The organism is Sporosarcina obsidiansis (assembly GCF_009651005.1).
Taxonomy (GTDB): domain Bacteria; phylum Bacillota; class Bacilli; order Bacillales_A; family Planococcaceae; genus Sporosarcina; species Sporosarcina obsidiansis.
Genome location: NZ_WHVW01000013.1, coordinates 83,329 through 90,217 on the forward strand (window position 1 = coordinate 83,329; position 6,889 = coordinate 90,217).

Here is a 6,889-nt window from a genome sequence, read left to right on the forward strand (position 1 = left end):
GTTTATCTCCTCCTTCCCGCTGGACGTGCCGAAGACGGCCTCCCTTGTACTACTTCCTTCAAATCAGTAACTTCATACCCATCTAACCCATACCACGCGGCTTCAAATGTATGGGCATCGATGTCGAACTCGTCTTCTATGATGTTGCCGTTTCTGTCAGTTGCATAGACCAAGTTCTCCATTTCATGAACGGCGTTCGTGCAAGCATCCGAGCAAATGATTTTCTTAAAACGCTTCATTTTCTTGGTATTTTGCAAACGAGAACCTTGATATTTATGAGCGCCGTACATATTGAAACCTTGCTGTCTGAAATACTGGATAGTCTTTTGCTCAGCTGAATCCGCTATAATTCGTTCGCCAGTCTTTACAAACTCTTGTAATTCAACAACAGTTTTATCATCCGTCATCCCTCGTTTGTAGTATTCCCAGTAGATATACAGATAGTGCTTCTCGGTATCGACTACCATCCGAAGAACCGCGTTATAAGATTCAATAAATCCAAAGTCCATGCCAACTCTATACATGGGCTTCCTAATTTCTTCAATAGATTTCATAACTAGCTCATGCGGCATAACTTGGAATTGCGGCAATACCCGCTTTCCGTTAACGCCAAAACGACCTTTCCGGGCAATCCGGTAAAGGTCAGGATCATAATCTTTCATTTCCTCCAGCTGCTCAACGTAACTGTCAGGCAGGAACAGATTGTCATCCGCTGTTGAATGGTGATAGTATGTATCGCCAACAACCATGGTTCGCTCTCTGTACAGGGCTTTGTCATCCAATACCAGGCGCTTGTTCTTTCTGTCCTGGAAGAAGTGCAAATACGTCCAGTTATTCTCACCAACTGGATTCGTTGACAGAATCATGTGCAGCTTGAGCGATGGATGACGCAAACGACCAAGCAGCTCTTTAAAGCCCGCATACTTAATTTCGGAACACTCTTCCAACCAGATCAGGGATACGTTATTAATTGATTTCAGTTTCTCCGGCTTATCCATCCCTTTAAAGATAATCTTGGAACCGTTTGGAAATCGGATTTGCATAGGAGACGTTACACATCTGATTTTATGAGATAGGCCCATATCCTCAATGATTTCGCTTAATAATGAATATGTGGAATCCCTGTGCGTGTCATATACCTCACGAATTACGAGAGCTGTTCGTTTCTCTTCTATCAGTTTCAGTATAACTTTCAGAGCAACATGATAACTCTTCGATGAACCATATCCACCAACCAGAAACTGAAACTTTTGTTTCCAGTCAAACAAAAAATCCTCGAAGTGTGGATTAACTTCTTTTTGGATAGCCACCATCAGCGACCACCCTTTCGAGTAATCATGATTTCGATCGGGCCATCGTCACCATCGCCAGTGAGCTTGTCGATTTCAGCACGCGTCTTGTCTATGCCAACTTGCATACCTTCCAGCTTCAGCAAGCGTTCATCATTATCGTATGCCATTTCGCAAAATTGCTTAATGGATGTACGTAGCTCGCCGATTGCCCGGGACTGCGCATTCATGAAGGTAGCATGACGATCCCAGGCGAACTGTATTTCGTATTCTTGTTCAACCGGCATCTGAACTTCTATGCCTTCAGCGGAGATCACATTCTCGACTTTCAGCTTCTTCAGCTCTTTGGCCGTGTCATCTTGATTTTGGACGAACATGATCTGCTGCGCTCGAATGATGGCAGCGTACTGAATCATGATTTGGTCCCATAGTAGATCAGCGGGATTGTCCTTGTCCATCACGCCCATGATTGCCAGTGTTTCCTGGGGAATGTACCGGGAAAATAGGCCGTGCTTTAATGCAGCGGTGTTCCGTTCTGTGAATTGGTTCTTCGGATTAGGGTTGCCACTCCGGTTGCGCCGCTTCTTCTCATTGGCATTAGATGATGTTCTTTTTCTATCAGAGCCTGAATCGCTGTCTGGATCGGTTGCAACTCTCTTGCTTTTCTTGGTTGCATCGGTTGCATGCCTCGACCACCCTTCACGGCTGCGGCGACTCTTTAAGGTACCCTCTTTTACACCGTGCTTTTCAGCCAGTGCTTTGAAGGTGATTTTTGTTGTTTCCCACTCTATCTGAATCTCTTCCCAATTCGGCATCTACATCACTTCCGCCTCCTGTATTTTAAGACATAAAAAAGCACCCCGAAGGATGCTCGTTATTATTGCTGTTCCATGTACCTTTTGCATGCATCAATCATTTCCGTTAAAGGTTGGTTGCTGAGTAGTTCTGTCCAGGGAAGTTCTACTTTCCTGTCCAAAACTATTGCTTTGCCTTTGTAAACTTCACCCTTGTCTGCCAAGGTAATTTCCCACTTCCAAACCGTTGTCATAGACCCCATATTACCCATGGGTCTCGTCGTCTCTATTTCCACTAAATGCAAAGTTGTATTGTATATGGTGTGTTTCAATTTTATCACCTCCCTTACGACATTCTTCGTCATATCGGGAATCAATATCTGTGCAAACCATTCGACAAATACCGACATATTTAATTTCAGGCATAGAAAAGCACCTCGTAAGAGATGCTTCAATCAGAATTTCGTTCTCATGTAATCTCGAGTTTTTTTATTCATAGCCTCGACAACTTTAGAATCGAATTGATTCTCTATTGCTCGATTGTTTTTACTGATTAAACCAGCAATAATATACTTATCTTCTTCAGATAACTTTGTTTCATCCAATATCGAAAAGATCTCCTCTTCGGTCAGACCGATCATTGAATCTCACCTCCCACTGTCAATATACTCCGAGGAAGGCTATAAATCCTTTTAATTCCACAAATATCTTCCGTTATGTACGGAGCTGCCAGGATGCAATTCATTGTTCGAACGCACCTCTCCTTTATTTTTAGACATAGAAAAAGCCGCACAATTATGCGGCCGGATACATATTAAATCAGTTTCCAATTACTTCTTGAATATATTTATAAATTTCTTCTATTTTTTTTTGTAACTTATGCTTATGATGCTCACTGTCATTTAAGCTATCCAAAACAAATGTATCTCCATCATCAAAGTATATTGTAAGTACAGAAGAAATTCTGTTCTTATGAGATATGATAAGCTTTTTTATACTTTTAAGACTTCTGTCTTCAATGCTTATATATCCTTCCTCCAGGAAGCTGGCGATGCGTATTTTATTCTTCATTAAGAATAGCAACTTAGCTTCTTCTAATGACTTTTCTTTGAACAGAAAGTTCTTTGGATAAAACAAATGTATTTCATCTTCGTTTATTAAGTCACTCAGAGAATATTGTTGATCTTCTACGCTTGTGTTCATAAAGCCTATTCCACGAAACTCTTTTAAAAATTCTTGGTAAGTTATTTCGTACATAATTATTTCACCTCCTACTGACAATATTCGCCACATTAGGAGTATATACCTGTAAGAATAGTTCGACAAATAACGACATTCATAAAAATATAAAAAAAGCACCTCCGAGGAGATGCTTCAAGAATATCTAGCTTTATTTAATTTGTCTAGAGCATTAAATGCCTCTTTCAATAAATCAGCGTGACTCTTACTTTTGTTTGAGACAACATCCTGTTTATTGACTCTGGGTCTGATTTTTTTTTTATAATCAACCAACTCTACAACTTTCATGTCTTCACCTCAATACATTATTATTCATGTCCAATGTGTTTTATTCGCTCAGTCTGAATTTGGGATATTTCATCGTCAAGCTTACTTCTTCTTTTCTCTAAAGCGGACTTTTCTAAACGTTTTTTCCAAGAATTATATAATTTCACTGTATTCTCAAATGAACTGTGGTCTTCGTCTTTTCTCAGGTAACACAAAACTACATACATGCTTTCTATGTATTCACAATATATACGAGAAAGTGGAGTAAAAGCTAACTCTTCATCAGCTAAGCCACTAACAAACGCTGCACTGAAATACTCAAACCTATTCAATACGTCAACGGCATCATTTTCGATTGATTTTCTTAATAAATCCTGTATGTATTTAGACTTTAAATTACAGTTGTCATCAAACCTAAAATCATTATTGATGGGCCCCTTATAAATTTGTGTAACATTTTGTTTAATATTGAGTTGAACCTCACTTGCTTTAGGAATGAACTCAGTAGCAAATAGATTTAAGTACTCGATGCTTTTTTCTACAGATGCTCTTTTATTTCTTGTTTCGTAATCTTTCTTTAACAACTGTATTTCATCTTTTGCTATTTTAAATTGTTTTATACCTATGAAGACACCAATAACCAAAACTATACCGGAAATATAATAAATCATTTCAAACCATTCCTTTACGTCCATTCCATTTCATCCCCCTTTTGTCTATAAAGTATATATTAGACAAAAGATGAAATAATCCTCCAATAAATAATCTATCTATTTTGGGGCAGATAGGAGCCGTTCAATTGCTCTAACGCACCCCTTATTTTTAGCCATAGAAAAAAGCACCTTAAGGGGTGCCTGTCAATCAAACATTTTCTTTGTTAGTTCATAAGTGAATTTATTCAAACTTTTACTTGCTTGCGTTTCCTTTTTCTCGAGATCATTCAACTCGCCACTTTTCATTGTTGCGATGCCAAACTTCTCGCTTTTTTCTTCGATAGCATCGATATATTCCGTGAATAATCTAACCATCTTTTCTCCATCTTCTTCATAACCTTTAGGAACTTCAAGATTTTCAAGGTCTTTTTGTAAGCCGCGGAACTTTTTCACACATTCCGCCCAATCCTTCTTTAATAATTCAACGTCTTTTGCTTCTTTTAAAGCTCGCTTCGAAGCTTCTTGATATTCTACCGATATCGCTTTCAGCCTCGGAGCGAAACGGCCGAAAGCCTGCGAGTATTCAAATTTACTGATTGGCATTCCAAATCACCTCCCTCTGACAATATTCGTCAAAGAAGGTGAATAACCTCTATTTTCGCTCGTTATGTATGGGGCTTGCAGGAGTCATTCAATCGCTCGAACGCACCCCTCCTTTAATGGTTCCCCTCATATATATAGACTTCGTACGTCTTTCGTACGTCATGAAACATTTTTCTCGACGCGTTCCTTCACTTTTTGCCGAGCGCGTTCGATATATTGCTGTACAGTCCGCTTCTTCAATCCAACTTCATCAGCAATTTTACCCATGCTCATACCTTGTCCCTCATGCAACACGTAACATTGTCTTTCCCGATGTGACATAGATGCGAATATATCTGCTAGAATTAACCGTTCTTCTTTGCTGATAAATAGATGCTTATGATCTTCTTCCAGCTGCTCTACGATATCTGGAATTGTCTCCATGTTATCAATATATTGTATTTGATAGATCGCGCGTTTTTCAGCCCCTCGATAAGTTCCAGGTTGTCGCCCGGTAGCCATCCAGTCGATAGAGAAGGCCATGCTTTCAATCATACTGTTGATCTGTGTCAAATCGTCCATAGCGTCAGGGTTCTTCCTGTCCAATAGATCTGCGCGCTTTATTAACTCTAGTTGCCCCACCGTATATTCTTCAATCAAGTCATTCGCCCAATCCAACATGTGAAATCCCCCTCTTATCGTTGTCTGTATGCTCCGCCTTTTTTTCGTCCGTACGTCGGTCTGTTAGTCCCCATCAAATCCAGTAAATCCCGCTCACTCAATCGCTCGTTTCGCTTCTTCCTTGTCCTAGTGCCCTTTTGCTCTAACACTTGTTTAACAGGCTGCACGAGCCCTTTTTCAGTTAGCTGTTCTTGCAAAGTTCTCATTGCCTCACTCCCTTTTTTTGAAATAAAAAAAGAGGACAACAATTGACACAGCGTAATGCTGCCATCAAATGTTGTCCTCTGGTTGGCCAGGGGGACTGGTTATTCGTTTTGAATCGTATTGCAATTCTCTTCTTTTTTTTCAATCAACAAATCCATTAATTCTATACAATATGTATTTTTCTCTACAGATTTGCGAAAAATTCTATCTATAATTAAATACGTACCAAATGCAATAAATAAAAGAATTGCCAAGTATAAAGCCATATAATTTTTGTCAATACCAGCTCTTAGAATAATATTTATATTAATCGTTAAGAATATTCCTAAGAATAACAAACCAACTTGAATTGCTTTTGAGCTTTCACTTTTTGAAACTATTTTTGCTCGTAATAACTGAATTTCAAAAATCGATTTTTCCGAAACCCTTTTACTTTTGAAATACTTAGATCCTCTTAACATTCCATCTATTTTCTTCTCCAACAATTTCAGGTCATTCAACATACTTCCCCTCCGATATTATCATAATATTTATTATCTAGATTTATTATATCACTCTATAATTTTCCATTAAAGTTTTTCACTACAAAAAAAGACAACAAATGATTCAACGCAATGCTGCAATCAATCGTTGTCCTCTGGTTAGCCAGGGGGACTATTATTGGTTTTCAGTTAACAATTTAAAATGTTTGTTAGCAATCAAATTTTCAGGTCTAAGGTTAAGCCAATCATTTTGCTCTAGTATTTTTTTCAATAGCACATCTGAAAAACTTATATAAAACAATATTATCATTTCCGACTTGGATGTTTGGCTGAATAATAATTTCTTATAAGTCTCTTCATTTTCAGCACCTTGGATATAATCTAAAATATATTTAAAGCTTGATAAATAAGTGGACAATTGATTACTATATTTATCGACAAAGTAATTCGAAAAGTTTATCAAGCGACTATCCTGTTCATCAGGCCTGAAAACTTTAAGCCCGCCTTTAGATTCAGGTCTACAATCAACTGAGTTATTAAAATCATCCCTTACTCTTAAATATAAGTCGTCTAGAGCGTCAAAACCCTCTAACTCCTTTCCGTTGCGCTCTATAGTAATCTGTTTTTTAATTTCCGAATGTGAATTCACTAAATTGAAAAATGTCGTTTCAAACCTTTGCCTTTCCATCGTTATATAC

Annotated in this window: 12 protein-coding genes; all 12 read right to left on the reverse strand. The window is 38.3% G+C overall.

What is annotated here, in order from left to right; all coding sequences use genetic code 11:
• Positions 1 to 2: 2 nt before the first annotated feature.
• On the reverse strand, positions 3 to 1,304 hold the full coding sequence (locus GD002_RS11675) for a PBSX family phage terminase large subunit (RefSeq protein ID WP_228548363.1): 1,302 nt from the start codon (positions 1,302 to 1,304) through the stop codon (positions 3 to 5).
• A gap of 8 nt (positions 1,305 to 1,312) precedes the next feature.
• On the reverse strand, positions 1,313 to 2,104 hold the full coding sequence (gene terS, locus GD002_RS11680; RefSeq protein WP_153732543.1) for a phage terminase small subunit: 792 nt from the start codon (positions 2,102 to 2,104) through the stop codon (positions 1,313 to 1,315).
• 62 nt (positions 2,105 to 2,166) lie between these two features.
• A complete protein-coding gene (locus GD002_RS11685; RefSeq protein ID WP_153732544.1) occupies positions 2,167 to 2,415 on the reverse strand; it encodes a hypothetical protein in 249 nt (82 codons plus the stop codon).
• Positions 2,416 to 2,538: 123 nt separating this feature from the next.
• Positions 2,539 to 2,724: a hypothetical protein gene (locus GD002_RS11690; protein WP_153732545.1), complete on the reverse strand. Its 186-nt coding sequence runs from the start codon at positions 2,722 to 2,724 to the stop codon at positions 2,539 to 2,541.
• A gap of 178 nt (positions 2,725 to 2,902) precedes the next feature.
• Positions 2,903 to 3,340, reverse strand: a complete 438-nt coding sequence (locus GD002_RS11695; RefSeq protein ID WP_194841578.1) for a DUF3908 family protein — start codon at positions 3,338 to 3,340, stop codon at positions 2,903 to 2,905.
• 117 nt (positions 3,341 to 3,457) lie between these two features.
• On the reverse strand, positions 3,458 to 3,610 hold the full coding sequence (locus tag GD002_RS11700; protein WP_153732547.1) for a hypothetical protein: 153 nt from the start codon (positions 3,608 to 3,610) through the stop codon (positions 3,458 to 3,460).
• Between the two features lie 20 nt (positions 3,611 to 3,630).
• Complete coding sequence (locus GD002_RS11705; RefSeq protein ID WP_153732548.1) at positions 3,631 to 4,284, reverse strand: DUF4760 domain-containing protein; 654 nt, start codon at positions 4,282 to 4,284, stop codon at positions 3,631 to 3,633.
• Between the two features lie 162 nt (positions 4,285 to 4,446).
• A complete protein-coding gene (locus GD002_RS11710; RefSeq protein ID WP_153732549.1) occupies positions 4,447 to 4,845 on the reverse strand; it encodes a hypothetical protein in 399 nt (132 codons plus the stop codon).
• A 159-nt stretch (positions 4,846 to 5,004) separates the two neighbouring features.
• Positions 5,005 to 5,505 carry a sigma-70 family RNA polymerase sigma factor gene (locus GD002_RS11715; RefSeq protein WP_153732550.1) on the reverse strand — a complete coding sequence of 167 codons (501 nt, stop codon included), beginning with the start codon at positions 5,503 to 5,505 and terminating at the stop codon, positions 5,005 to 5,007.
• Between the two features lie 14 nt (positions 5,506 to 5,519).
• Entirely contained in the window at positions 5,520 to 5,711 is a 192-nt protein-coding gene (locus GD002_RS11720; RefSeq protein WP_153732551.1) for a hypothetical protein, read from the reverse strand.
• 99 nt (positions 5,712 to 5,810) lie between these two features.
• A complete protein-coding gene (locus GD002_RS11725) occupies positions 5,811 to 6,212 on the reverse strand; it encodes a hypothetical protein (RefSeq protein ID WP_153732552.1) in 402 nt (133 codons plus the stop codon).
• 154 nt (positions 6,213 to 6,366) lie between these two features.
• Positions 6,367 to 6,889 (reverse strand): hypothetical protein (locus GD002_RS17800; RefSeq protein ID WP_194841579.1); only part of this gene is annotated, 523 nt, incomplete at its 5' end.

Excerpts from the sequence above, each read along its gene's own strand:
- terS (WP_153732543.1), bottom strand. The coding sequence starts at position 2,104 with ATGCCGAATTGGGAAGAGATTCAGATAGAGTGGGAAACAACAAAAATC.
- GD002_RS11690 (WP_153732545.1), bottom strand. The coding sequence starts at position 2,724 with ATGATCGGTCTGACCGAAGAGGAGATCTTTTCGATATTGGATGAAACA.
- GD002_RS11695 (WP_194841578.1), bottom strand. The coding sequence starts at position 3,340 with ATGTACGAAATAACTTACCAAGAATTTTTAAAAGAGTTTCGTGGAATA.
- GD002_RS11700 (WP_153732547.1), bottom strand. The coding sequence starts at position 3,610 with ATGAAAGTTGTAGAGTTGGTTGATTATAAAAAAAAAATCAGACCCAGA.
- GD002_RS11705 (WP_153732548.1), bottom strand. The coding sequence starts at position 4,284 with ATGGACGTAAAGGAATGGTTTGAAATGATTTATTATATTTCCGGTATA.
- GD002_RS11710 (WP_153732549.1), bottom strand. The coding sequence starts at position 4,845 with ATGCCAATCAGTAAATTTGAATACTCGCAGGCTTTCGGCCGTTTCGCT.
- GD002_RS11715 (WP_153732550.1), bottom strand. The coding sequence starts at position 5,505 with ATGTTGGATTGGGCGAATGACTTGATTGAAGAATATACGGTGGGGCAA.
- GD002_RS11720 (WP_153732551.1), bottom strand. The coding sequence starts at position 5,711 with ATGAGAACTTTGCAAGAACAGCTAACTGAAAAAGGGCTCGTGCAGCCT.
- GD002_RS11725 (WP_153732552.1), bottom strand. The coding sequence starts at position 6,212 with ATGTTGAATGACCTGAAATTGTTGGAGAAGAAAATAGATGGAATGTTA.